Genomic DNA, 24,070 nt, shown 5'->3' with positions numbered 1-24,070 from the left:
CACAGTAAGCTTGCGTAAAAGTGCAGCTCAAAAACTTTATCACCTACTTCAAAGGTACAGCGCAAAAACCGCCCAAAAAATACCCTGATCGGGGTATTTTTTGGGCGGTTTTTTAAATTATAATGTTAATAAATTGTGTTTTTTAAATAAAATCGGTTATTTGGGGTTTTTTCAGGTTTCCTGATGACCGAAAAACTAACCCATTTCCTGAACCCCAAACTCCAACAGACCTCCGTTACACAAGTGTTCTTTTCCAATGCCCTTTTCGAAAGTACCAGAGTGCGATTATCGCATGCAACGAATGACAAAAAGCAATCACTATAAAGATCCCTTCCGCTCCCATGCTCGTATACTTACCCGCAAGGTAGGCTAGTGGTATCTCTAAACCCCAGAATACAGCAATATTGATATAGGCCGGTGTCCTAGTATCTCCAGCCCCGTTAAAGGCCTGCACCATTACCATTCCAATTGCAAAAAAGACATACCCCAAAACAGTAATTTTCAACCCCTTGGCAGCCACTTCTGCTACTTCTGGAATAGCTGTAAACCACCCCACGATCACCTCGGCAAATAGCAGATAGGCCGCCGTTACTATTGCCAAGAAGATGAAATTGTACCGTGCTGTGTAGTAAGCAGACAGCTCCGCCCTAAAATACTTACCTGCTCCCAAGCTTTGACCCACAAGCGTAGAAGCGGCGGCGGATAATCCCCATGCGGGCATGAGGCTAAACATCAACACACGAAAGGCGATGGTGTATCCAGCTACTGTGGCACTACCATAGGTGGCGGCAAGTCGGGTTAGCACGATCCAGGCTGCCCCATCTACCAAGAACTGTCCCATGCCACCTGCCGAAATGGCGATGATATTTTTTAATGTTTTCCATCTGATTTTTAAGTTATTCGACCTGATGCTAAGCCGATGCTTCCCGCTGAATAGGTGGTAAACTTGATAAAAAACCCCTATGGAACGCCCCAGTGTGGTTGCCCATGCGGCACCTTCCAAACCAAAACCCTCAAAACTGCCCCATCCAAAAATCAGCAAGGGATCCAATAAAATATTCAATCCGTTGGAAATCCATAGGGCTCTCATGGCGAGGTGAGGCTGACCAGCACCTCTAAAAATTCCATTAATAAGAAACAGCAGTAGAATGGCCATATTTCCCGCCATAATGATTCTGGTAAATCCGGCGCCAGTAGCTACCAACTCGGGTTCCGCCCCCATGAGGACAAGCAGCTCTTCTGCGTATAGAAAGCCAGCCAGCCCCATAACAGCCGAAGAAACTACCCCTACAAGCAGTAACTGAAAGGAGACCGTTCCTGCCCGTTGATAGTCCTTTTCACCGAAACGTCTGGCAACCAATGCAGTCCCTGCCATACTGACGCCTACTCCCACTGAATAGACAATTGTAAGCATTGCCTCCGTGAGCCCAACTGTGGCAATGGCATGCTCGCCCAATTTGCCGACGAAGAAAATATCTACAACGGCAAAAAGTGACTCCATCAACATTTCCAGAATCATAGGGACTGCCAATAAAAAAATGCCGGTCTTCAGTGAAACCCGCGTATAATCCTGCTCCTCTCCACGGATAGCTTCTTTAAAAAGGCTGAAAAATAATCGGATGCGCTGCGCCATCTGTTTGTATGGTATACGATTTAGCAAAGTCTATTGGATTACTTCCAGTACATGTGCCGTTGAACTGGAAACCATTGACCAACTACTTACCTCTAGCGAAAGGCGCACGAGCATGCCAGGTAAAAAGAGGATGGAGGAGTCCCCGCTTAGGTATCCTTGGAGATGGGAAATGCCCGGATTATGCCCTATTAGTAGCACGTCCTGATACCTATCGTCTATTCGATGGATAGCCTGCAAAAGATTTCCCAGGGAAGCCTCATAAATGGATCTGTCAGCCACCTTGACACCCATTGCCACATCCTCTGCCAAAAGTTCCATGGTCTTTGTGGTTCGTTTTGCCGGGCTATAGAGCGTGTAATCGAAGAATACGCCACTTGACACCAATACATTTGTTAGGCGGCTTAATTGAAGGATGCCATTGGGGGTAAGCGATCGATGGTAGTCGTTTCGAATACCTTCACCCATAGTCGCTTCCCCGTGCCGAAGGAGTGTGAGCGTTTTCTTCACCTGCGTGTTTTTTTGTCCCAAGAATAAGCAATTTCCATGCAAAATAAAGCAGCCTGTGTAAAATTGCCTTGCCTGAATATTTGCACAAGATTATTATGACCTCTATTTTTAACCCAAATTTAGAAGAAACGTCCTGTTTCTGCCGAAAACGAAAAACATACGATGCCAAAAAACTTAGTCATAGTCGAGTCTCCAGCCAAGGCCAAAACCATTGAAGGGTATCTGGGTAAGGACTTTAAAGTTGCTTCCAGTTATGGTCACGTTCGTGACTTACCCAAGGGAGAACACGCCATTGACATCAAAAACAACTTCAAGCCTACTTACGAGGTTACCGCTGACAAAAAGGAGGTGATCAAAGAATTGAAGAAGCTGGTGAAGGAATCGGAGACGGTTTACCTAGCGAGTGACGATGACCGTGAAGGAGAAGCCATTTCCTGGCACCTCAAAGAAGTTTTGGGCCTAAAGGATGAAAACAGCAAGCGGATCGTATTTAGGGAAATCACTAAGTCGGCGATCGCCAAGGCGATGGAAAATCCGCGAACCATTGATACGGATCTGGTAAATGCCCAGCAAGCCCGCCGAATCCTTGATCGGTTGGTGGGTTTTGAGCTTTCTCCGGTGCTGTGGAAAAAAATCAAAGCTGGTTTGTCCGCCGGACGTGTACAGTCCGTTGCAGTCCGTTTCATCGTGGAGCGGGAGCGCGAAATTGAAAAATTTAAGTCGGTATCTTCTTACCGTATAACGGCAATATTTGATGCAGGTGGAAAGCCACTTCACGCCGAGCTGCCCAAAAAATTTGAATCCAAAGAGGAAGCGGAAGCATTTCTGAAAAAATGCCTGGAAGCCTCCTTTTCGGTTAAGTCACTGGAAACAAAACCGGCAAAGAAATCTCCAGCGCCTCCCTTCACCACCTCAACCCTTCAGCAGGAGGCGAGCAGGAAGCTTTATTTCTCGGTTGCCCAAACGATGAACATAGCGCAAAAGCTGTATGAGTCGGGTAAGATTACGTATATGCGAACTGATAGCGTGAATCTTTCAGAGGAAGCCCTTTCGGGTGCAGAGAATGCCATCCTAAGCTCCTACGGAAAGGAATATCACCAGAAGCGCAAATTTGCCTCCAAATCGGAAGGGGCCCAGGAGGCACACGAAGCCGTTCGGCCCACCGACTTTTCGGTATCAGAGGCTGGATCCGATCGTAACGAGCAACGACTCTACGACCTCATTTGGAAGCGGGCTATTGCCTCCCAGATGGCAGATGCCAGGTTGGAAAAAACCCACGTAACGATATCCGTTTCGAATTCCGACGAGCAGCTTGTAGCCAATGGAGAGTTTATTAAGTTTGAAGGCTTTTTAAAAGTATACCTGGAAAGTACGGAAGAAGACGAGGAGGACGACGAAAAAGGGGGAAGAGGTATCCTACCGCCACTTTCTGAGGGACAAATGCTGGATCTTCGGGAAATGAAAGGAAGGCAAAGCTTTTCGAGGCCTCCGGCACGCTATACGGAAGCTTCCCTTGTCAAAAAGCTAGAAGAAATGGGTATTGGTAGACCCTCTACCTATGCGCCGACCATTTCTACCATTCAGAAGCGGAATTACGTAGTGAAAGAATCCAGGGAGGGAACTCCTAGAAAATACACCGAAATGGTGATCTCCGGTGGGAAATTCGCAGAGGCGGAGAAGTCCGAAATTACAGGAGCAGACAAAAACAAGTTGTTTCCCACCAATATTGCGATGGTGGTGAACGATTTTTTGGTGGAGCATTTTCCTAACGTGATAGACTATTCCTTTACTGCTAAAGTGGAGAAAGAGTTTGACCACATTGCACACGGTGATCAGCGTTGGGACGACATGATCCAAAATTTTTATTCTGCCTTCCACACCAAAGTAGAGGAAACAGAAAACATCAAACGGGAGGACGTCAACTCTTCCCGAGAATTGGGCGTCGATCCCAAGACTGGCAAAAAGCTGATTGCCAGGCTGGGCAAATTCGGTCCATTGGTGCAGATTGGTGAACAGGATGACGAAGATAAGCAGTTTGCGAGCCTAAAAAAGGGTCAGTTTATCGAAAGCATTACCCTAGAAGATGCGTTGGAGCTTTTTAAGCTTCCGAGGGATGTTGGCTTTTTTGAGGATAAGAAAATTGTGGCCGCTATAGGGCGATTTGGTCCCTACATACGCCATGACAGCAAATTTGTATCGTTGGGTAAGGAATTCGATCCGCTTTCTATTACCGAAGAAGAGGCCATACAGCTAATTAAGGACAAACGGGAAGCCGATGCCAAGAAGCACATCAAGAGCTTTGATGAAAATCCCGAAATAGAAATCCTCAACGGACGCTGGGGGCCTTATATCAAGTTTGGAAAAAACAATTTCAAAATCCCGAAGGATAAAGAAGCCGATCAACTATCCTATGCGGAGACCATCGAAATTATTGAGAATCAGCCAGAACCCAAAAAGGGAGGGCGCGGGTTCAAACGCAAAAAGTAGCTTGGTTCTTGTAGCTAGTTCAATTTTGTAAAACATCGGCTGTCGGAGGTTATCGGCAGCCGATGTTTTCTCCTTTGAGGGCTTGGGAAGGCATTGCTTTTTGCCTTATCGCCTAAACATCGTTTTTTGTGTGCGGAATGAGAATTTTTTTGGAAAGGAAGTTGGCATGGTGATAGTATACAGGCTAGGATTGTTGGGCGTATTGAAATCTACACTTGGAACAGCTCTGTGTTACCGGAATATATTCGTGTATTCTGCGGGTCTTATGTCTTGCGTATTAAATCTTACGTCCAACACCAAACGCCTCTTAAGGTTACTCTATTTTTGATAGCTCATATACATTAAAATCATCAATAAGTAGGTGATTGTTAACCGTTCGGAATGCGAAATAGCCGGATTCATACGGCGCAGCGTCATAAACATCAAAAATCAATTGTTCATTTCTCCAGTACTGGATCGTATTATTGTAAACAATAATCCGTATACGGTTAGGTACATTAGGAACGATCAGATATGCTTCATCTGAAAGATCGTGCTCTGGAAGTAAAGGCTTTTGCCCATCTCCGGTATATCTGCGAAACCTTGTCTTCGTGTTGTCATGGCCACCAAGCCCTACATAATAGAGCTTTAAGCTATCATACTCACTAAATTTACCTGCTCTATGAGGATGTGGGTCCCCAAAGAAGTCTCTGTGCCAGGGGTCTGTAGCCAACCAAAAGCAGTTTAAGTCCGAAACTCGGTCCCGCGGCCCACCTTTATCAATCACGATAGCGGTAAACTCGATCATGACGGGTTGATGCAATTGTTTTTCAAACCAAACAGTACATCCCCCAATATCCTCGATTTCCATGCTGCCTCCGTTTAAAAAAACCTTTCCTCCGGGTCTTTGCTCTGTTTTCCAATGATCCAAATCGTTGAATTCTTCTGAGAATATTAATGAAGGCCTTAGCTTTAGGGAGTCATTCAATATGACATAATGAGCCTGCTGGGCGTCCAAACGGTAAGGTAAAATAATGAGGAGAAAGGGGAGGAATAGTATATATCGCATTGATTGCTTTTTATTTTAGTTCCTATTTGTAAATGAAGGTGTTTGTAGGAATACCGATTGATTTCAATCAATTCCATTGTCAAATTTTCGATACCTTCTAGGTATTTATGGTGGTCATATTCCGCGACGCGGATTGCATGTGATAAATATAAATAAAATCTGCACAATTGTCCTATCTCACATCTCTTCTAGCTGCCGCTTTGGATTGCAATATCCGCGGTAGGAGAGAACTTTCCTATCTCGATGTAGGTTTTATACAATCCCTTTACACTTATGCAGCAAGAAAAAAGGTTACTTTGGACGCTCGCAGCGATCAATTTTACCCATATTTTGGATTTTATGATCATCATGCCTCTGGGGCCGCAACTGATGCGGATATTTGAAATTTCACCCAAGGAATTTGGTCTTCTGGTATCCTCTTACACTTTTAGCGCAGGCTTGAGTAGTTTTATGGGGGCTTTTTTCTTGGACAAATACGATCGTCGTACTATGCTTCTTTGGGTGTTTGTCGGATTCTTGCTAGGAACCCTAGCCTGTGCCGTAGCGCCCAACTATGGTATTTTGCTGAGCAGCCGTATCGTAGCGGGGTTATTTGGGGGGCTGACTTCTGCGCTGGTGCTTGCTGTGGTGGGAGACGCGATTCCCGACAAGCGTAGGGGGAGGGCCATGGGATTGGTGATGGCGGCGTTTTCTGTAGCCTCGGTATTTGGCGTTCCGTTTGGTCTATTCATTGCCAGTCTCTCCTCTTGGCATGCTCCTTTTGTATTTTTGGCATTTTTGTCCCTGGTTATCTTGTGGATGATCGCCCGGTTTGTACCTTCCATGAAGGGACATATCTCCAGTTCCCAAGTGAAACCAACTCCCATTCAGGTGGTGAAGCGTGTAACCGGCAATCCCAATCAGATGCGTGCCATAAGCCTGACCATAATGATGATGTTGGGACAGTTTGCGATTATCCCGTTTCTAAGCCCCTTCATGGTGGCTAATGTGGGCTTCACAGAGCTACAGCTCACTTATATTTATATGGCGGGTGGAGCATTTACGGTGTTTACTTCGCCCTGGGTCGGCAGGCTTACTGACCGATATGGAAAGAGCCGGGTTTTCACCGTGTTTATGACTTTGAATATAATTCCCATCGCAATCATCACCCACTTAGGAAATACTCCGGTTTATTATGTGTTGCTGGTGTCAACGCTGTTTTTTGTTACTTCCAATGGCCGTATGGTACCTGCCGCGGCCCTGATTACCGGTACGGCAAAGCCGGAAAATAGAGGGAGCTTTCTGAGTTTTAACTCGGCTGTGCAGCAACTGAGTGCGGGCATAGCGTCTTTTATAGGTGGAATGATCTTGGTCGAGAACGGGGACGGAACCTTGCTGCATTTTGACCTGATAGGTTATGGAGCGATTGTACTAAGTTTGCTTTGTATTCCTTTGATGAAGCGGATTAGGGTGGTGGATGCTGGAGAGGGAATGAGCATTTTGGAAGCAGACGATCAGAAGTAAAAAGTTGATGGATGCTTTGATATGGAAAATGATCTGAAAGAACGGGAGTATATCTTTGATTCCGTCATCGCAAGTATAAAAGAGCTGGATGAGGTGATAAAGGCAATGGTAAAAGATATTCAATAAATGCTTACAGCAGGCGTTCCGCTAGGGATTGACTCCGTCGTTAAAAAGCCTCTCCAATGTAGATATAAAAACCGTTTCCCTCCCGGGTGAGGGCATAATCCAGGCGAATATATATATCTTTTTTTGGAAACAATAAAAACCGTAGTCCGGCTCCTGCAGCACCTTTGAGATGGCGAAAGTCCACGGACGAAATGTCGCTGTACACCGTACCGGCGGAGGCAAAGGCTACGGCTCCAATGCGGTCCGTAAACCCCAACGGTAGGGGCAGAAACCGGTATTCCATCTGGGTAGCCAATAGGTGCCTATCCCTAAACCGCCCCTGATAATAGCCGCGCATCAGAAATGGTCCGCCGATTTGAGGTAGTTGGTTAAAAGGAACCTCTCCCCAGCTAAACTGCCCCACCAGCTGCATGGCCAACACCTGATTTTTTCGTACCGTCTCGAAATATCGCGTATCAATGTTGATGTAACGAAAATCATGGTCACTGATGAGTGCTGCGGCGGAGTTGACGAGGGCTAATTCGATAAAGTAACCATTCCGCACATTGAGTACATTGTGCCGTGTGTCCAGCACTAGGCCCAGTCCCAGTCCGAGGTTTTGGGAGCCATCTTTGCCGTGAAGGCGAGGGGATTCCGGTAGTAATCTTGGATTGGAAAAGTTAACACCGCTCGTAAGGTTGTAGTCCAGATTGACCCCTGCATAGAAGTTTCCTCGGATCTTCCGGAGGATACGTTCCCTGATCAACAGCTGTTGTCCACTCACAGTCTGTTCGTCAGAGAGGGTTGTGGAGATGCCTACGCCATAGAATGACACAGGGAAACTTTGGTACCTAATGTTGCCGAGCATAAACCAATCGTTGTTGTCGGTGTATAACGCATGCTCCAGAAATGCCCCGTATTGGTTTTCAAATGTAAAGAAAGTTCGAGCCGTAATTTCGCTGAGCCGGTTAGTGGTATCTCTGCCGTGGTAGTATAATAGCAATCCGCTAAGGCCTATTTCTGTATTGGTTTCGGGGCTGTAACCCAGCGTGGGATATACTAATACCTGAGGTCTTGAGATATCCGCCGTGTCTTGGATAAACGAGTTAAAGTAGGATTTAAGTCGATTGACTTGCTGAGCCTGTGTGGCAAATACCGAGGCAAGCATTACAAGGGATGCCGCTAAGAATAGCTTCATGCGTTTGGGGTGTAGAATAGTTTTAATCGCAGGTTTTTACGGAGATAACGCAGGCTATTTTCAAGAATATTGGGGGCGAAAGGGATTTCACTATGAACAACCAAATTAACCTTAAAAATATTCCCTTTGCCCCCAAATTTTATTAGGCAGCTTCTACCAATTTTCGGATTACTTGTGCCGGGGCCTCTAGTTGGACAACTTCTTCATCGTTTAATTGCCGTTGAGTGGCAAGTTCCAAGTCGAACACTAGTCCATTCACAAATACCTGATCCATTTTTAGATCCCGGTAGAAGTGGTCAAATTTCCGTTTTCCCACGAGGTTGATCCCATAAAGGCGAAACACCTCAATAATCCTGCGATAAGTAGTTACGCGTTTCATGTTATAATTGGTTTAGTTTCCCTCCGGCAAGGAAACCCTGCAGGAGGTGTTTGTTTTTAGACGTATGCAGCAGCTTCCGACTCAAATTCATCCACATTGCTATCTTCGAGTGGAATGACCGTTTTCTTATTTTTACCCATTTTTTCCAGAACTCGGTCAAAGAGATAGTAGATAATGGGCACTACCACTAAGGTGAGAAACATTGAGGAAATAAGTCCTCCGATGATTACCCAGGCTAGGCCGTTTTTCCACTCTGCACCGGCTCCGCCGGCAAGGGCAATGGGAAGCATCCCAAACACCATGGCCAAGGTGGTCATCAAGATGGGCCGAAATCGGATTTTAACGGCTTTTTCCAGTGCCGTTTTCACTGGAACCCCAACCGCTTTCAATTGATTGGTGAAGTCTACCAGCAGGATGGCATTCTTGGCCACCAAGCCCATCAACATGATCATACCCATAATGGAGAAAATACTTAATGTTCCCTTTGTCAGGGCAAGGGCCAACAATGATCCAATCACTGCTAATGGAAGGGAGAACATAACCACCAAGGGATAGATATAGGAATCGTACAGGGCTACCATGATTAGGTAGATCATGAGGATGGAGGCTAAAAGGGCGATTCCCAAGCTTCCAAATCCTTCACTTTGATTTTTAAGGTCACCCTCGTAGTTTACCTGCACCTGCGGAGGCAGTGACATAGACGCAATTTTTTCCTGCAGAGCCGCACCTACCGTGCCGGTTGGCATCCCTGCAACCTGAGATTGAACTTTGACCGAGGAAATTCGATCCCGCCGTTCAAGTTTGGTGGCACCTTCTGTTTGGATTACCTGCGCAAATTGCTTCAATTTCACCAGTTGTCCTTGACTGTTCGGGAAGGTGAGGTTTTCAATATCGACCGTGGATTTCCGGTCAAATTCGTTGAGCTGAATCAAGATATCGTATTCAAAATCACCATCTCTGAATTTCGATTGATCGTTTCCGTTGAAAGCTACCTGAAGCGTGGCACCGACAGCATCCAAGGTGAGACCCAGCTCATTCATTTTGTCGCGGTCTACCTGCACGTTCAATTCGGGGTTTCCGTCTTCTAAGGACGTAGTGATTTTGCGCGTTCCTTTGATTTCTTCAAGTGCAGCCACAATTTGGTTTGAGGCAATTTCCAGGTCTTTTACCTCCGGTCCAGAGAGTACCACCTGTATCGGTGCATCATTCGCCGTACCCACGATGGACACAGGAACCGACGTAAATTCCGCCCCTATGATCAGTTCCTCAAGCTGCTTTTCTACTTGGCGCGCAAAAACAGGCCCGGTGATATCACGCTGTTTTCTGTCTACCATCTTTACCGTGATCTCTGCGGAATAAGGTACGGATTGAGAGCCGGTAAATGCCCCACTGCTGACACCCACGGTGGTGAAAACTTCGGTCACCTCCGGAAGGGTATATAGGTACCTCTCTACTTCTTGAGTCTTAAAGTTGGTCTGCTCCAGTGTGGCATCTTTGGGAAGTTCCAATCGGATGATAAACTCTCCCCGGTCGCCTTCACTCACAAACTCGCTTCCGATAAAACCCTTGGATACCAATAGGAAGGATGCAAAGAACGCTACGAATGTGACCCCCAATAGGATGGTTTTGTTCTTAAGACCCCAACGCAACACGTCCAAAACGCCATCCACAAAGCTGTCAAGAGACCGGTTAAAGGTTCCGATAAATTTCCCGAACAAAGAGTCGGGATTAAGGTGTTCCATTTTGGAGAATCTCGAGGTGAGCAGAGGGATCAGCGTAAATGCCACCAAGAGGCTCAATAGAGTTGCTACTGCTACGGTGATACTAAATTGGGTGAGAATACCCGAAATAAGCCCACCGGTAAGCGTTAGCGGAACGAACACGACCACAATCACCAGGGTGATGGATACGACTGTGCCACCAATTTCGCGTATACCGTCATAAGAAGCTTGGGCGATGGATTTGCCCATTTCTAAGTGACGGTAGATATTCTCGATCACCACGATGGCGTCGTCTACCAGAATGCCCACTACCAGTGAAAGGGCCAAAAGGCTCATTAGGTTGAGCGTAAAACCAGCAAGGAGCATTACGGTAAACGTGGCCACGATAGATGCCGGCACGGCGATCATCACGATTACCGCGTTTCGTATGCTATGAAGGAACAGCAGCATGATCAAAGCCACCAAGACCACGGCAATCAGCAAGTCTTTGATCACGTCATTCGCCGCTTCCAAGGTAAACTCTGAGCTGTCTTGAGATATCTGAAAGTCTAGTTTCTCATCCAAATAGGCCTGCTCCAACTCGTCAAGTGCGGTTAATACCCGCTCGGAAACCTCTACGGCATTCGCATCGGATTGTTTCTGTATGGTAAGTCCAATGGCATCGTTACCATTCAGCCGGTTCAGGATGCTGCTTTCTTTAAAGCCGTCTTGTATCACTGCAATGTCTTTCAGGCGAATGGGAGACTCGTTGGGTCTTTGTGCAACCACTAAGCCTTCAATTTCTTCCAGCGAGGCAAACTTGCCGGCAAGGCGAAGCAGCGTTTGGTTGTCTTCATTTTTTATTTTTCCGGTAGGAAAATCCAGATTTCCCCGTCCTACCGCTTGTGTTATCATCAGGGGGCTAATTCCATAGGCCTCCATCTTGTTACGATCGAGCTCTATTTTTATTTCCCGCTCGGTGCCTCCCAGGATGTTTACCTGCGCCACGCCTTCAATTTTGGAAAGCGAAGGCTGTATGCGGTTCTTGATCAAATCATAGAATTCTCCTGCTGCTAAGTCTGAGTAGACAGCCATCTGCATGATAGGCAAATCACCTAGGTCAAACTTATTTAGACTGGGAGGATCGGCGTCATCTGGTAAATCTCCTAAAATCGCATTGATCTTACGTTGTGCATCCTGTAGCGACACATCCACGTTCACTTTTTCCTCCAACTCAATCGTGATGATGGAAATAGACTCCATCGAGGTGGATTGGATGGTTTTTATCCCCTCTAGGGAAGAAATGGCGTCCTCAATTTCCTTGGTAACCGAGTTTTCTACCTCCGAAGGCGCCGCTCCCGGATAAATGGTGGAGATGGAAATGATATTCGGACTGAACTTGGGAAGAAGCTCATAGGATAGTTGCGTGTAGGAAAATATCCCCAAAAGCGTAAGTACGGTAAACAGCACCACCACCATGGTGGAGCGTTGTATAGCTATTTTCGTGACCTGCATCTGTTATCTGATTTGTACGGGTGTACCCTCCTTAATGTTGATAAGGCCATCGCCAATGATTTCCTCACCCGCCTGCAAGCCAGCGAGAACTTCCACCTGCGTAGCGTTCAATGGTCTAACTTCTACCGACTTGAAGGCAGCTTTGCCATCTTTGACGGTGAACACCCCGGGGTTTTTCAGACCGCCGCTGACTGCTTTTCGGCTGATGACCAATACTTCCTGCTCAGCCTGGGCTCCAAATTGTGCAGTGCCAAACATGCCGGGCTTTACCGGAGAATCGTTTGGAGCTTGCACCAAAATGATCACCTCGTAGCGGAAGGCAGCATCTGCCTTGTCGGAGATAAAATCTACCGTTCCCTCTAAGGACTGTTGAGGCAGTGCGTTTACAGCTACTTTTACGGTTTGGCCTTTGCTGATTGCAATGACTTCCTCTTCAGATACCCGTACGCTCAGCTTAAGCGGTGATTTATTGATGATGTCGGCCACCGGCATGCCAGGATTAATCAAGGTGCCTGGTTCGTAATAGTCTTCATTGAGGTATCCGTCGATCGGAGCCACGATGCGGGTGTCCTCCATGCGCTTCCCGATGGCCTCTACCTGCGCTGCGGCTATTTTAACACCTCGGTCTATGTCTTCCAATTGTTTTTTGGTCACCGCATCCGTTTCGGCTAGGTTTGTAAACCTCTTCAGATCGTTTTCGTACTGCTCCAGGTTGAGTGTGGCGATGGTGTGTTCAGCGCGGATCAATCTATCGTCTAGGCGAACAAGTAGATCGCCTTTTCGCACATAATCCCCTTTTTTCTTGCCTATCTCCACCACCTTGCCTGAAGCCTCGGCCATCACAGTAAGTTCCTGAAAGGCCTCAAACTTGCCGTTGGATTCAAAGGATCGGTCTGCTGAAAGCAATTTGGCTCTTTCCAATGTAACCGGAATAAACTCACTGCGTACCATAGCGAGCTCCGCTTCTTCTTCTAGAGAAGTCTTATTGCTGTATAGCGTATACGCGATTGCTGCAGATCCAATGAGCGTCAACAACATGATAACTAGTTTCTTCATTAGTTTATGATTGGTTTTTAAAGGAGAATCTTTTTGATGTTTCCGGTTGATTTTAGAAGTTCGACTCGTGCGATTTGCACTTGTACGAGCTGATTGTTGAAGTTGGCCTGTGCTTTGCGTTGGGTGCTTTCGGCTTCTAGTAAGTCGGTAAGCGGGCTTAGCGACTCCTTGTAGAGTAGGGTGGTTTCCCGTAATACTTCATCTGCCAGGTTGAGGTTTTCAGCTACGGCATCCAGCGTTTTCAGTGAGTTGAAGTATTTTTTGGTTGCGTTTTCATACTCCATCTGGGCCGCGTCCATGGCCATTGCACGGTTTTGTTCTAGTTGACGTTGGTTCACTTTGTTTTGTGAAGCGCGGTATTTGGTGGCGAAGCCATCAAAGATGGGGATGTCCAGCTTGAGCCCTACCAGAAAGCCCTGATACCAGATTTTTCCTTCGCTGAGAAAGTCAAAGCGGTTGGAAAACGCATTTCGGTTGAGGTCTCCGAAAGCCACTAACATGGGATGCCGGGAGGCCTTGATGTTTTTATATTCCAGATCCAGTAGTGACTGTTGCTTGTCAAGCACTTGGATATCCATGCGATTTTCGGCATCGAGGTCTTCCACCAGCATCACCTCCCGAGCCCTTGGGTCTTCCAACAGGGATTCATCAAGGTTGAATGAACTGTCCATGGGTATTCCCATCAGCAGTTTAAGGTAGTTTTTTCGTTGGGCGATCCCGATTTCCAGGTTTTCAAGTTCGGTTTCCAGGGTGGACAGATTCACGGTCACACGGTTGAGATCAACCTTCCGTACCAGATCGTTTTTGACCTGTGCGCGAAGGATTTTTTCTAACCCGGTCAGTTGGTCAATGTTTGCCAGTAGATTTTCCTTTTGCAGTTCCAACTGAAGTGAACCTAGGTAATTCATGGAGATGTCATATATCACGTCCTCCTCCGATTGCTGGGAAAGAAGCCGATAAAATTCTTCAGAGGTCTTCGCTGCCTTAAGGCCTACCAAGTAGGAGCTGCTGAAAAGGAGCTGGTTTACCGAAGCCCCCACTCTGAGCGACTGCGGTACACCAAAGGCTATCACATCCACCGATCCGGGCTCGGAGTCGCCAAAGAAGCCTCCCGGTAGCGCCTGAGGGAAAACATTGATGAAATTATTGTACCCACCTGTGATGTTTACCTGTGGCAGACCGGATCCGATGATCTCTTTTCGCTGGTAGGCTGCTTTTTCTTCATCGAGCAGGGTATTCTTAAGTGTCCGGTTGTTTTGGAGGCCGATCTCTATACTTTGTTTGAGCGTCAGTACCCCCTGTTCCGTTTGCTGTGCAGACAGGAGAATGGGCAGCAATATCAGGCATGCCAACGCAACCAATCGAATTCGTAACATACAGTTTAATAAGTTTGAAATAGTTTGTTAAATATGTTCTGTAATAAAAGAACTAAATATGGCAAATTTTTTTAGCCTTTTTGTTTTCGAAACCCTTCGAAAAGACTGGGTATTTTGGTTTTAACGTACTCCAAAAAGGAACAGACTTCTTGTAGGTGGTTGGTGAATGATGGGTTTGCTTGTTCTCTGACATCAATCACTTCCTGCAAAAAATGAGTTGCTTGTGTGATATCTTCAATTTGGGTTTGCATGTCGTTTTCCCAATCATCTGCTTTTAGGTAAAAGTACCGCTTACGCTCGCCAGGTTTGGTCTTGTATTTCACCTTATTTTGGATCTGCATGAAATTTAGTGCATTGCTAACGGCGCTTTTACTGACGTTCAGATAATCCACGATTTCTTCAAACGTTGCTTCCGCCTCATCCAATACCATCAGTAAGCCCAATATCCGACCCATCAATGGCTGCATACCCCGCTGTTCATGGAAGACGCCGATCTTTTCAATCAGTTCTTTCTTTCTTTCGGATAGTATTTCTGACATGGATAATGAATTATGTACCGTTATAACGCCACAAATATAAGAAGGTTTTGTTTGTTCATAAAAAAGTGAACCAATTTTTTTTACTTTATAACCAACTTACATAAATCATACCGAGTGAGAAGAGCGTAAGGAAGGCAATGCCTGCCATCGCCAGCCACTTCATGAGAGCCTTGGGTTTCTGGGATTCTTCCAAATGGGTACTGAAAATCAAGCGATAGTTTAAAATGGCAATGATAGGCGCTACCAAAAAAGAGATGGTGGTGGCAATTCCAATCAATTGGTTAAAGGACTGAAAAAAGACACCGATCACCAGAAACCCTCCCACAGCAATGAGACTCAACCAAAACAGGTAGGCCCTTTTGCTTTCGGGTCGGCTTCGAATTACGGAAACGACTCTCGCCGTGGATCGTGCATAGCCGTCCATGACGCCAATACAGGTACCCAGCATGATGGTAAATCCAGCGCCCGCGATGATCGGAAAGGTCCATTTTCCCAAGTTGGTAGCATATAGGTTTACTATACCAGTAGCGAAGCCCACGTTGTTGTCAGGTAGCGAATTTCCAGTTCCGAAGAGGAGGAATGCACCCAGTACCACAAAGCAGAGTGAGAGAGTCGCAGAAGTCCAAAATCCAAGATTGAACTCACCTACTGCCTCCCGTATACTAGGTTTGTAGCCCGTTTGCCGAGTACGCTCTATTGTCCATAGGCTGTTCCATGTAGAGGAATCAATAGCTGAAGGCATCCATCCCATCAACGCGATGATGAAGGGAATGGATTTGGCGGTAACAAGCTGCCTAATTGGCTGGTACACCAACGGTACCTCAGGACCATTGAATAGTGCAATGGCGAAAGCAGCCAAGGTGGTGACTAGCATAAAGGTTCCTATCACCTTGATGCCGCTATCCAGTAAAGAATAGCGCCCTAATGCAAGAAATACAAATGAGAACAAGAACAGCACCAGCGTAGGCAGGTAGTAATAGGTAGGCGCTATGGATATTCCCAATAGATTTTGCAAAAAGCCCGCGGCAACAAATGTAACAGCAGCGTTTACAAAAAACATGGACAGCAGGTTAATCAGCAGGTATAGGAATGAATAGACGGGGTTTAGTTTTTGATAGCCGTCAATCAACGAGCGTCCCGTGGCAGCCGCATAGCGGGTTCCAAACTCGAAGCTTGGCCATTTGAAGAGATTGGCAGCCAAGATGAAGCCTATCAAGGCAAATCCATATTCTGCCCCTGCACGGGTACTCTGCACCAAGTGGGATACGCCAATAGCTGTACTGGCAAAGAGTATACCCGGTCCCAGGGTTTTGAAGAAATTTTTTGTAAACAATGGTTCGCTACTTGGTCGGTGGAAAATAAGGCAAAGCGAAAATATCTAAAAATCCGGGATTGTCCTACAGGGCATAACCAAGACTTTTTGGCGTGTTTTGAAAAATCGACAGTAATTCATGGAAGGTTGATCTATTAAGGTAGTTGGCCGTGTACAAAAAATACTCAGGGTGCATGATACCTTTGCACCCTTATTTACTAAAACGGAGTTACTCACCATTGCTTCCGAAAAACAGTTCCTTTTCTGTATTTGGTAGCCAAAGGAGATTTATCCGTTATTAGGTTCATGGAAAAACAACGCTATACTTGCCGAAGCCAAGCCAACCGTGAGCGAACCAAAGGCAAATAGAAGTACATTGTCCCACTCTGCATCCCATCCGGAAGTGATTACGTGGGCAACCAATATTCCAAAAGCACATCCGAAAAGCACGGAATATATAAGGAAAATCCTTCTCTTTTTCATCAGGCATCGTTTAGGCGTTTACGATACGTTAGGTAGCTGCATCGCAAAACGAAAGGGGCATCTCGTGTTAAAAATAAGGCCAACCCACTGAAAAAATATTTCAGTGGGGGAAATATAATTCAAAGAAAAGATAGGTAGGTCAAATGGACTTAACGGGAGTAACTTCCATTTGAGCAATATTCAAACGATCTGCAGCTTCGGTGATCCGCTTGCTGAGACCGGCACTGGCGGAGACCAGCGGAAGGCGTACGACATCACTACAGATGCCGAGTCGGTGCATCAGTGCTTTTACCCCTACTGGATTGCTTTCCTCATACATCAATGGGTTGATGTCCAATAAGGTGAATGTAGCGTTTTTGGAGGCTTCCATGCTGCCAGCAGCAATGGTTGCGATGATTTCTGGATAGGCGTTGCCCAGTACCGAAATGAGTCCTTCTGCGCCCACACTTCGTAGGGCGGTAGTCATCAGGTCGTCGCCGGAAATAAGCAGGAAATCAGGATCCTTGCCGGCCGCAATTTTCATGCACTGCTCTAGGTTGCCGCTGGCTTCTTTTACACCAATGATATTTGGATGCTTGGAAAGTTCCAACGTGGTTTCTGCACTCAGATTGGACATGGTTCTGCCAGGCACGTTGTATAGGATGATGGGAACGGGGCTAGCATCGGCAATGGCCTGGTAATGTTGTATGATTCCTGCCTGAGAAGGTTTGTTGTAGTAAGGGCTGACGGATAAGATGGCGTCTACCCCTGTTAAATCAGTGTGGTTAATTTCGTCAATAACCTGCTTGGTGGAGTTTCCGCCAATGCCGAATACCAAAGGGAGTCTGCCGTTGTTGGTGTTTTTGCAAAAAGCAAACACTTCTTGTTTTTCTTCTTTCGTCAGTGTAGCGGATTCTCCTGTGGTGCCCAGCACGACCAAATAGTCTATGCCTCCCTGCGTTACGTGGAATATGGTTCTTTCCAAGGCGGCAAAATCAATGGATTGATCCGCATGAAAAGGGGTGATTAACGCTACTCCGGAGCCTTTCAGATGTTTCATTTACTCAATTGATCTGCTTCAAATATTTTATAAGTTGTTCAGTGGCCGATCGAATATCATTTCCCTCTTTATCCAACATCAAATCCAAATAGGGCTTTAAGCGTTCACTGTAGAAGCCGATGGCATAGGGTTGCGGTTGTAGGTGCAACAGGTAGATAGAAAAGAAATTTTCCTTTTCGGGGGTAAAAATAATCAAATCTGGCCGAAGTGTCAGGAATTCCCTCAATTTTTGTTCGGGTTTGGCAAAAAGGCTAAAATCCTTGAACGAAAAGCTGCGAGGGTCTTCGGATTTCTCGTCGTAAAAATAACTGTGAATGGCGAGTTGATTACCCAATCCATCTAGCAATAAGTCTTTGACCTGTGCGATTTCGTCCGGGTGCTGTGCAATTAGTACGACGGTCTGAATGTCTTGGTAGTTGGGAATATTTTTTTTGAACGACGATTTTGCAGGTTTTCCCAGCGCCTTTTTGATAAAGTACTCCCTAATCCATTTCATAAAAACTGTTTTGACATTGCGTTACGGTAACGTGCTGCTTGATTTTGTGAAGGTAATCTGAGAAGCTCGAATACCTTAAGTACAAGGTAATGAGGTCACTCGAATCTTATTCCTGATCGTTATGCGCTACCATCTCCATAAAATCCTCTTCTGATATCAACGGAACACCAAGTTTGACCGCTTTTTCTTTTTTGCTGGGTCCCATATCCTCGCCTTCTATGATGAAATCCAGGGCTTTCGAGACGGATTTAACATAAACCCCTCCGTGCGATTGGATAAAATCAATGATTTCGTCTCGTTTGAAGTGGTTTAATTTTCCAGAAGCCAGTATTTTTTTGCCGGATAATTTTGCGCTTACTAATATAGGTTCTTCTCTCACGGATTCAAATTGCAGTCCGTGACTTTTTAATCGGGCGATGATATCGCGGTTTTCCTTTTCTTGAAAGTAATCTTTTATGCTTCGGACTAATGTTTCTCCTATACCATTGATTTCCAGTAGTTCTTGCTCTGTTGCAGCTTCTAATTTTTCGATGCTGGTAAAATGTTCTGCTAATAAAATGGCCGTATTTTCACCAATATTTCGAATTCCCAAGGCGAAAAGCACCTTTTCAAAGGGTTGGTTTTTGCTGTTGTTTAGGCCTTCCAACATATTGGTTACCACACCTTCCTGAAAGGTATTCCCCTTCAGTTTTTTCACTCGCTCCAGGTACTCGGGATGGAGTATTTTATGAAAAGGAAGCAGAATGTCGTGAACCGAGTTTTTTTCCCTACAGCGCTGCTCGAGTTTTTCCGCCACTTCTCCCGGTAGGTTGCCCAACGCACGCAGCACGGCATAGACGGGGAGGAAATCCACTATCCAATCGAATGGCCTTGCTTCCAATTCATTCCTTAGCCGATGAAGTACGTGAAGGTTTTCAGTAACCTTTTTTCCGATTTTACGCAGGTGTTGTTCAAAAAAAGTCAACTTGGTCGCTGTATCCGCTTTGTCAGCAGTCCGCAGGAATGCCTCAATGGCAGAAAGCGACAATCCCTCGGTAATTGCATACAACGCTTTATTTAGTCCTATGTATAGAAATCCTTCACGGTCTTTCGTGTATTGTTCCTCAGATACTTCGAGACCAAGCAGTTGGTGTTGTTTGGAAGGTAGGTCATAAAGGTCTGCCGGATTGGATACATACCCTTGGTTGATCAAAGCCCTCAACCGTTCTGTCCCCAGTGAATCTACGTCCATGGCACGCTTAGAAACAAAATGCTCGATTCTGCCCAGCACCTGGGGGGGGCAGGTGGCAGCGTTGGGACAAAAATGCTTGGCCTCTCCTTCTTTTCGGATCAATTCGCTGCCACACTCCGGACAATGGGTAATATAAGTGATCGGTTTGGCCCCATTCTTTCTGGATTCTTCCGCTACGCCGGTAATTTTTGGGATTATTTCACCGCCCTTTTCTACCCATACCCGGTCTCCTTCATGGAGGTCTAGCCGAAGGATTTCATTGGCATTATGCAGTGAAGCTCTTTTCACGGTGGTTCCAGCGAGGGAGACCGGTGCCAAATTTGCAACCGGGGTGATGGCGCCGGTTCGACCTACTTGGTAGGTAATCGAAAGCAGGGTAGACTGGGCCGCCTCCGCCTGATACTTGAATGCGATCGCCCAACGGGGAATTTTAGCAGTGAATCCCAATTCTTCCCGATGACCATAGTCGTTGATCTTTAATACCACCCCGTCTGTATCTACCGGGAGGGAATGCCGTTTTTCTTTCCATTGTTCGATGTAGGCAAGGACCGCATCGATATTGGGACAGTTTTGAAAAGTGGGGGATACATTGAATCCCCAATCAACCAAAAGCTTCATGGCCTGATCGTGGGTGTTTACAGCCAAGTCGTCACCCAGGAGTTGATACAGGTAGCAGTTTAGCCTTCGTTTGGCCACAATGGAGGAGTCCTGCATTTTTAGGGTTCCGGAGGCTGCGTTTCTGGGATTTGCCAACAGCGATTCCCCATTCGTCTCCCTCTCGGCGTTTATTTTTTCAAATTCCTTTCTGGGCAGAAAAATTTCACCCCGAACTTCAAACCATTCGGGCATGTTATCACCTTGGATCCTCAGTGGAATATTTCGGATGGTTTTGACATTTTCTGTCACTACATCTCCTCGGAAGCCATCTCCCCGGGTTACAGCCCGGATCAGTTTTCCGCGTTCATATATCAGGCTGATGGCCACCCCATCAAATTTAAGCTCGCAAAAATATTGGTAGTTTCGGTGGCCAAGTCCTTTCACTACGCGCTCATCAAAGGCCCTTAGTTCCTCCTCAGAATAGGTATTGCCAAGTGAAAGCATTCTGACGGCATGTTCGGCCGTGTCAAACTGTTTGGTAATCGTACCCCCCACCCGTTGGCTAGGACTATCCTCCAGCAAATATTCCGGAAAAGCCTCTTCTAATCGGATCAGCTCTTCCATTAATTGGTCAAACTCAAAGTCCGAGATTTCGCTGGTATCCTGTTGATAATAAAGGTGGTTGTAATAGTTTATTTTTTCAGACAGTTCCTTGATTCGGCTTTTGGCTGCCTGTTTGGAATATTTTTCTATCATGGCACTGATTTTAAGTTGGGTACCTTTTGTTTGCAGCTAAGCTTTCAATGCCTAATCTTCTTCAAAGGCCTTGGAAATGGTATCTTCGGTATCCCTCAGTTTTTGTTTGCAGTTTTTTACCAGCGTGCTAGCTTCTTTGACCAGGACGGCAAGCTCGTCGATGCCTCGGTCGTCTTGTTCCAACTGGGAGATGATTTCTTCTATCCGTTTCATCGCCTGATCGTAGCTAAATGGTGTTTGATGTTCCATGGTTTTCTATTTCGTTGATGATGGATTTGATGCGGTGGGTAAGGGAAACAGTTGTAATTTCATCGCCAACTTGTATTTTTTGTGCTTGTATAGGCTTACCATTTTTTTCCGTTCGCGTATATCCTTTAGCCAATAGGGTGTTGGGGTCTAGCCGGGACAAATGCTTTTCTGAATGAGTAAGCAGTAGGCCGGCCTTTTCTAGGCGGCGCTGTGCAAGCTGGCGGACATCCTTCGCAAGCACTTGGAGGGATATTTTTTCAAGGTTTAGGAGATGCTTGGCTTGATGGCTGATCTCGTTGCGATTTTTGATTAAAATCTCTTTTTGGAGTTGGATACGGTTGGAGGTTACCATACGCACTCTATGATCGCATTCCCGCAGGGTTCGGTCTGCTTGATGTAAAGCGGTACGGCAACCACGTTCGATACGGGCCAGGCAAAGCTGCAGGTTTTCTTCAAATGCTTTGAAACCGGCAAGTATAAAAGAAGCCAAAGCAGTCGGTGTTTTTAGTTTGGTATGGGCTACGAGGTCTGCCACACTCTCGTCCCGTTCGTGCCCGATGCCCGTTATCACCGGTAGAACTGCCTCTGCAATCGCCTTTGCCAATTGGTAATCGTCAAAGCTATCCATATCGGTCTGTGCACCGCCTCCGCGTATGATCACTGCCAAGTCAAAAGGCTGTTTGATAAAATTGGTCTCAATTTGATGCAAGGCCGCCATGATGGAAGCAGGTGTATCCTTTCCCTGCATGGTGGCTTGGAATAAGGTGTAATGTATTTGATATCTTTCCGGGTTGTGTTCCAGCTGATTGACGAAATCACCGAAGCCTGCGGCCGTTTGTGAGCTGATCACTGCTATACGCTGAGGCACTGCGGGCAAATCAAACTGTTTGTTTAGGTTTATAAGCCCTTCTTTGGTTAGTCTATCGATGACTTCCTGTCTGCGCTTCGCTCGTTCGCCGATCGTGTAGTTAGGGTCTATATCCTTGACTATGAGGCTGAGGCCGTACAGTTCGTGAAACTGCACAGTGACCAACGCCAGGATTTTCATCCCACTGCGGAGTTGCTCTCCGGTTTGTCCTTCGAATCGGTTGCGGATGCCTTGGTAGGTATACGACCAGATGTTTGCCCGCAATTTGGCGACCAATTGATCCTGCTCTTTTTCCACTAAATCCAGGTAGACATGTCCCCTGGCAGAGTCCCGAAATTCGCCAATCTCAGCCACGACCCAATAAGACGGATCCAGGTGCATGTCCAAAGTGGACTTGATGATTCCGTTTAGTTTCTGAAGAGAGATCGCCGCTTGCATACGGCAAAGTAATAAAAAAGGAAGGATAGAAAGGGTAACTTTTTGATAAAAATGCGGCGCAGGTTCACAATGGAAAAAACCGGAATATTACTCCGGTTCAAAAAATTAATCTTGCCTTCCGCCTCGGCGTTGCTGCATTTGGTATAGCTGCCGGGTGAAGTCCCGATTGGCATTACTGAGCTTAAAGGCCTGTGAAGGGCTGATTGCCGAAGTGACTTCCTCCATGAAGGTCTTTTCTAACTTGAGTAGATCATCTTGTACGGTAAAGCGCGCAGCGATCAACTCGCTCGCTTTTGCATCGGATAGGTTTTCATCAGCAGATTGGTTGATCTCACGGCTTTTTTTCATCAATGCCATTCGTTGGTCGTTGTACCGATTATACAGCGGCCAGAATTTTTCTGCCTGATCTGGAGTGAGATTTAGTCGGTTAGTGATAAAGGCTACTCGAGCAGCATCCAGCTTTTCTCTATCAGCCCCTCGATCTCCCCGCTGTGCCATCGCCTGTAGAGAGGCTAGGGTCAGCAGGCATAGCAATATGGATTTTTTCAGTATCATCAATCAGTAAATTTCGTCTTCAAATATTTCTTCTCTGCCACTTAGGTCCAATTGTTCCCATTCTTCGGACAACATTATGTCCAGCAACTCGTTGGGATTCTCGCTAAGCGATAGGACGTCTTCCTCGTTCCAGTAACCAGCCTGTATATACAGTTCAACGGTTTCGTCCAGGTTGCTTTGAAAGTTTGGATCTTCTCCCGTTGTAGGATTGAATACAGCCAAAATCAAGCCAAGCACTAAGACTGCAGCAGCAGATAAACCGGCTAGCCAGATTTGTTTGGTCTTTTCGGCCTTGTATCTACGCAGCGTTTTTTTGGGCAGGTTTTCGAAGTATTCCTCCGGCGTACGAAAGATGTCTTGTTTTGGGATGTTTTGCATCATACGATTGTTAGACAGCTAAATTGACTAAAGGTTTATTCGACTTTCAATTGTTCTTCGATTTTTTTTGCAGCATGGTGATAGCTGGCCTTGAGCGCACCCACAGAAGTATCGGTGATTTTGCTGATTTCCTCGTAGGTTAGGTCTTCGTAATACCTCAGGTTGAAAATCAGCCGCTGCTTTTCTGGCAGGGCAAGTATGGCTTTTTGTAATATTCGCTGGATCTCATCCCCGTCTACCAGAGGGGAGGATTCGAGGTAGTTTTCCATCACCTCTTGGTGGTCGTCAATGGGTAGGAAAAAGCGCTTTTTCTTTTTTTCCAGAAAGTTCAGACTTTCGTTGACCGCTATGCGGTAGATCCAGGTAAAAAGCGTGGATTTCCCGCTGAACTTGTCAATATGCTTAAATGCCTTGATAAAGGTGTTTTGGGCGACATCATCGGCATCCTCATGAATGATGACCATCTTTCGGGTTAAGCCATAAACTCGCTTTTGAAAGGCTTCCACCAAATGCTGAAATCCCTTATCCCTGGTCTGGGGATTTTTGATCAATGCCAAAATTTCTTCATCACTTTTAGGAACCATGCAAAACTTAGACTGACAAACATAGCAAAGGTTTAATC

The 24,070-nt window shown here is 46.1% G+C and carries 21 protein-coding genes; 2 read left to right on the top strand and 19 right to left on the bottom strand.

Annotated features, from left to right (window positions below; genetic code table 11):
- Positions 1–235 precede the first annotated feature (235 nt).
- On the bottom strand, positions 236–1,633 hold the full coding sequence (locus IAQ59_RS03565; protein WP_209329397.1) for an MATE family efflux transporter: 1,398 nt from the start codon (positions 1,631–1,633) through the stop codon (positions 236–238).
- A gap of 30 nt (positions 1,634–1,663) precedes the next feature.
- A complete protein-coding gene (locus tag IAQ59_RS03560; RefSeq protein WP_209329396.1) occupies positions 1,664–2,140 on the bottom strand; it encodes a SixA phosphatase family protein in 477 nt (158 codons plus the stop codon).
- 162 nt (positions 2,141–2,302) lie between these two features.
- Between IAQ59_RS03560 and topA the strand changes: the two genes are divergently transcribed.
- Entirely contained in the window at positions 2,303–4,627 is a 2,325-nt protein-coding gene (gene topA / locus IAQ59_RS03555) for a type I DNA topoisomerase (RefSeq protein ID WP_209329395.1), read from the top strand.
- A 313-nt stretch (positions 4,628–4,940) separates the two neighbouring features.
- Here topA and IAQ59_RS03550 read toward each other — a convergent pair whose 3' ends face one another.
- Positions 4,941–5,675 carry a DUF6250 domain-containing protein gene (locus tag IAQ59_RS03550; RefSeq protein ID WP_209329394.1) on the bottom strand — a complete coding sequence of 245 codons (735 nt, stop codon included), beginning with the start codon at positions 5,673–5,675 and terminating at the stop codon, positions 4,941–4,943.
- Between the two features lie 273 nt (positions 5,676–5,948).
- Between IAQ59_RS03550 and IAQ59_RS03545 the strand changes: the two genes are divergently transcribed.
- The gene (locus IAQ59_RS03545) at positions 5,949–7,178 is read left to right on the top strand and encodes an MFS transporter (RefSeq protein WP_209329393.1); all 1,230 of its coding nucleotides are present in this window, start codon (positions 5,949–5,951) and stop codon (positions 7,176–7,178) included.
- Between the two features lie 166 nt (positions 7,179–7,344).
- On the opposite strand, the gene IAQ59_RS03540 is transcribed toward IAQ59_RS03545, so the two are convergent.
- From IAQ59_RS03540 to IAQ59_RS03465, 16 genes are all read right to left on the bottom strand, one after another.
- Complete coding sequence (locus IAQ59_RS03540; protein WP_209329392.1) at positions 7,345–8,481, bottom strand: BamA/TamA family outer membrane protein; 1,137 nt, start codon at positions 8,479–8,481, stop codon at positions 7,345–7,347.
- Between the two features lie 142 nt (positions 8,482–8,623).
- Positions 8,624–8,860, bottom strand: a complete 237-nt coding sequence (locus tag IAQ59_RS03535) for an acyl carrier protein (protein ID WP_209329391.1) — start codon at positions 8,858–8,860, stop codon at positions 8,624–8,626.
- Positions 8,861–8,916: 56 nt separating this feature from the next.
- Positions 8,917–12,075, bottom strand: coding sequence for an efflux RND transporter permease subunit (locus IAQ59_RS03530; RefSeq protein WP_209329390.1), 3,159 nt, complete (start codon positions 12,073–12,075; stop codon positions 8,917–8,919).
- A 3-nt stretch (positions 12,076–12,078) separates the two neighbouring features.
- Positions 12,079–13,131, bottom strand: coding sequence for an efflux RND transporter periplasmic adaptor subunit (locus tag IAQ59_RS03525; RefSeq protein WP_209329389.1), 1,053 nt, complete (start codon positions 13,129–13,131; stop codon positions 12,079–12,081).
- Between the two features lie 17 nt (positions 13,132–13,148).
- Entirely contained in the window at positions 13,149–14,507 is a 1,359-nt protein-coding gene (locus tag IAQ59_RS03520; protein WP_209329388.1) for a TolC family protein, read from the bottom strand.
- 71 nt (positions 14,508–14,578) lie between these two features.
- Positions 14,579–15,046: a GbsR/MarR family transcriptional regulator gene (locus IAQ59_RS03515; protein WP_245189402.1), complete on the bottom strand. Its 468-nt coding sequence runs from the start codon at positions 15,044–15,046 to the stop codon at positions 14,579–14,581.
- A gap of 85 nt (positions 15,047–15,131) precedes the next feature.
- On the bottom strand, positions 15,132–16,379 hold the full coding sequence (locus IAQ59_RS03510) for an NRAMP family divalent metal transporter (RefSeq protein WP_209329387.1): 1,248 nt from the start codon (positions 16,377–16,379) through the stop codon (positions 15,132–15,134).
- A 267-nt stretch (positions 16,380–16,646) separates the two neighbouring features.
- Positions 16,647–16,841: a hypothetical protein gene (locus tag IAQ59_RS03505; RefSeq protein ID WP_209329386.1), complete on the bottom strand. Its 195-nt coding sequence runs from the start codon at positions 16,839–16,841 to the stop codon at positions 16,647–16,649.
- Positions 16,842–16,980: 139 nt separating this feature from the next.
- Positions 16,981–17,880 (bottom strand): 4-hydroxy-tetrahydrodipicolinate synthase, encoded by a 900-nt coding sequence (gene dapA, locus IAQ59_RS03500; RefSeq protein ID WP_209329385.1) that lies wholly within the window; start codon positions 17,878–17,880, stop codon positions 16,981–16,983.
- Positions 17,881–17,884: 4 nt separating this feature from the next.
- Entirely contained in the window at positions 17,885–18,376 is a 492-nt protein-coding gene (locus tag IAQ59_RS03495) for a DUF6913 domain-containing protein (protein WP_209329384.1), read from the bottom strand.
- Between the two features lie 106 nt (positions 18,377–18,482).
- Entirely contained in the window at positions 18,483–20,960 is a 2,478-nt protein-coding gene (ligA, locus tag IAQ59_RS03490) for an NAD-dependent DNA ligase LigA (RefSeq protein WP_209329383.1), read from the bottom strand.
- Between the two features lie 51 nt (positions 20,961–21,011).
- A complete protein-coding gene (gene xseB, locus IAQ59_RS03485) occupies positions 21,012–21,209 on the bottom strand; it encodes an exodeoxyribonuclease VII small subunit (protein ID WP_209329382.1) in 198 nt (65 codons plus the stop codon).
- On the bottom strand, positions 21,187–22,515 hold the full coding sequence (xseA, locus tag IAQ59_RS03480) for an exodeoxyribonuclease VII large subunit (protein WP_209329381.1): 1,329 nt from the start codon (positions 22,513–22,515) through the stop codon (positions 21,187–21,189). The genes xseB and xseA overlap by 23 nt, the downstream gene beginning before the upstream one ends.
- Positions 22,516–22,620: 105 nt before the next feature.
- Positions 22,621–23,070 carry a Spy/CpxP family protein refolding chaperone gene (locus IAQ59_RS03475; protein WP_245189401.1) on the bottom strand — a complete coding sequence of 150 codons (450 nt, stop codon included), beginning with the start codon at positions 23,068–23,070 and terminating at the stop codon, positions 22,621–22,623.
- 3 nt (positions 23,071–23,073) lie between these two features.
- The gene (locus IAQ59_RS03470; RefSeq protein WP_209329380.1) at positions 23,074–23,451 is read right to left on the bottom strand and encodes a hypothetical protein; all 378 of its coding nucleotides are present in this window, start codon (positions 23,449–23,451) and stop codon (positions 23,074–23,076) included.
- Positions 23,452–23,483: 32 nt separating this feature from the next.
- Complete coding sequence (locus tag IAQ59_RS03465) at positions 23,484–24,032, bottom strand: RNA polymerase sigma factor (RefSeq protein WP_209329379.1); 549 nt, start codon at positions 24,030–24,032, stop codon at positions 23,484–23,486.
- Positions 24,033–24,070 lie beyond the last annotated feature (38 nt).

Origin of the sequence: Lunatimonas salinarum (assembly GCF_017811155.1) — a bacterium.
Taxonomy (GTDB): Bacteria; Bacteroidota; Bacteroidia; order Cytophagales; family Cyclobacteriaceae; genus Lunatimonas; species Lunatimonas salinarum.
The sequence above is the reverse complement of the archived record's forward strand: the minus strand, read 5'-3'. Positions and strand labels throughout refer to the sequence as shown.

Coding starts and splice junctions, on each gene's coding strand:
- IAQ59_RS03565 (WP_209329397.1), bottom strand. CDS start 1,633: ATGGCGCAGCGCATCCGATTATTTTTCAGCCTTTTTAAAGAAGCTATC.
- topA (WP_209329395.1), top strand. CDS start 2,303: ATGCCAAAAAACTTAGTCATAGTCGAGTCTCCAGCCAAGGCCAAAACC.
- IAQ59_RS03550 (WP_209329394.1), bottom strand. CDS start 5,675: ATGCGATATATACTATTCCTCCCCTTTCTCCTCATTATTTTACCTTAC.
- IAQ59_RS03545 (WP_209329393.1), top strand. CDS start 5,949: ATGCAGCAAGAAAAAAGGTTACTTTGGACGCTCGCAGCGATCAATTTT.
- IAQ59_RS03540 (WP_209329392.1), bottom strand. CDS start 8,481: ATGAAGCTATTCTTAGCGGCATCCCTTGTAATGCTTGCCTCGGTATTT.
- IAQ59_RS03535 (WP_209329391.1), bottom strand. CDS start 8,860: ATGAAACGCGTAACTACTTATCGCAGGATTATTGAGGTGTTTCGCCTT.
- IAQ59_RS03530 (WP_209329390.1), bottom strand. CDS start 12,075: ATGCAGGTCACGAAAATAGCTATACAACGCTCCACCATGGTGGTGGTG.
- IAQ59_RS03525 (WP_209329389.1), bottom strand. CDS start 13,131: ATGAAGAAACTAGTTATCATGTTGTTGACGCTCATTGGATCTGCAGCA.
- IAQ59_RS03520 (WP_209329388.1), bottom strand. CDS start 14,507: ATGTTACGAATTCGATTGGTTGCGTTGGCATGCCTGATATTGCTGCCC.
- IAQ59_RS03515 (WP_245189402.1), bottom strand. CDS start 15,046: ATGTCAGAAATACTATCCGAAAGAAAGAAAGAACTGATTGAAAAGATC.
- IAQ59_RS03505 (WP_209329386.1), bottom strand. CDS start 16,841: ATGAAAAAGAGAAGGATTTTCCTTATATATTCCGTGCTTTTCGGATGT.
- dapA (WP_209329385.1), bottom strand. CDS start 17,880: ATGAAACATCTGAAAGGCTCCGGAGTAGCGTTAATCACCCCTTTTCAT.
- IAQ59_RS03495 (WP_209329384.1), bottom strand. CDS start 18,376: ATGAAATGGATTAGGGAGTACTTTATCAAAAAGGCGCTGGGAAAACCT.
- ligA (WP_209329383.1), bottom strand. CDS start 20,960: ATGATAGAAAAATATTCCAAACAGGCAGCCAAAAGCCGAATCAAGGAA.
- xseB (WP_209329382.1), bottom strand. CDS start 21,209: ATGGAACATCAAACACCATTTAGCTACGATCAGGCGATGAAACGGATA.
- xseA (WP_209329381.1), bottom strand. CDS start 22,515: ATGCAAGCGGCGATCTCTCTTCAGAAACTAAACGGAATCATCAAGTCC.
- IAQ59_RS03475 (WP_245189401.1), bottom strand. CDS start 23,070: ATGATACTGAAAAAATCCATATTGCTATGCCTGCTGACCCTAGCCTCT.
- IAQ59_RS03470 (WP_209329380.1), bottom strand. CDS start 23,451: ATGATGCAAAACATCCCAAAACAAGACATCTTTCGTACGCCGGAGGAA.
- IAQ59_RS03465 (WP_209329379.1), bottom strand. CDS start 24,032: ATGGTTCCTAAAAGTGATGAAGAAATTTTGGCATTGATCAAAAATCCC.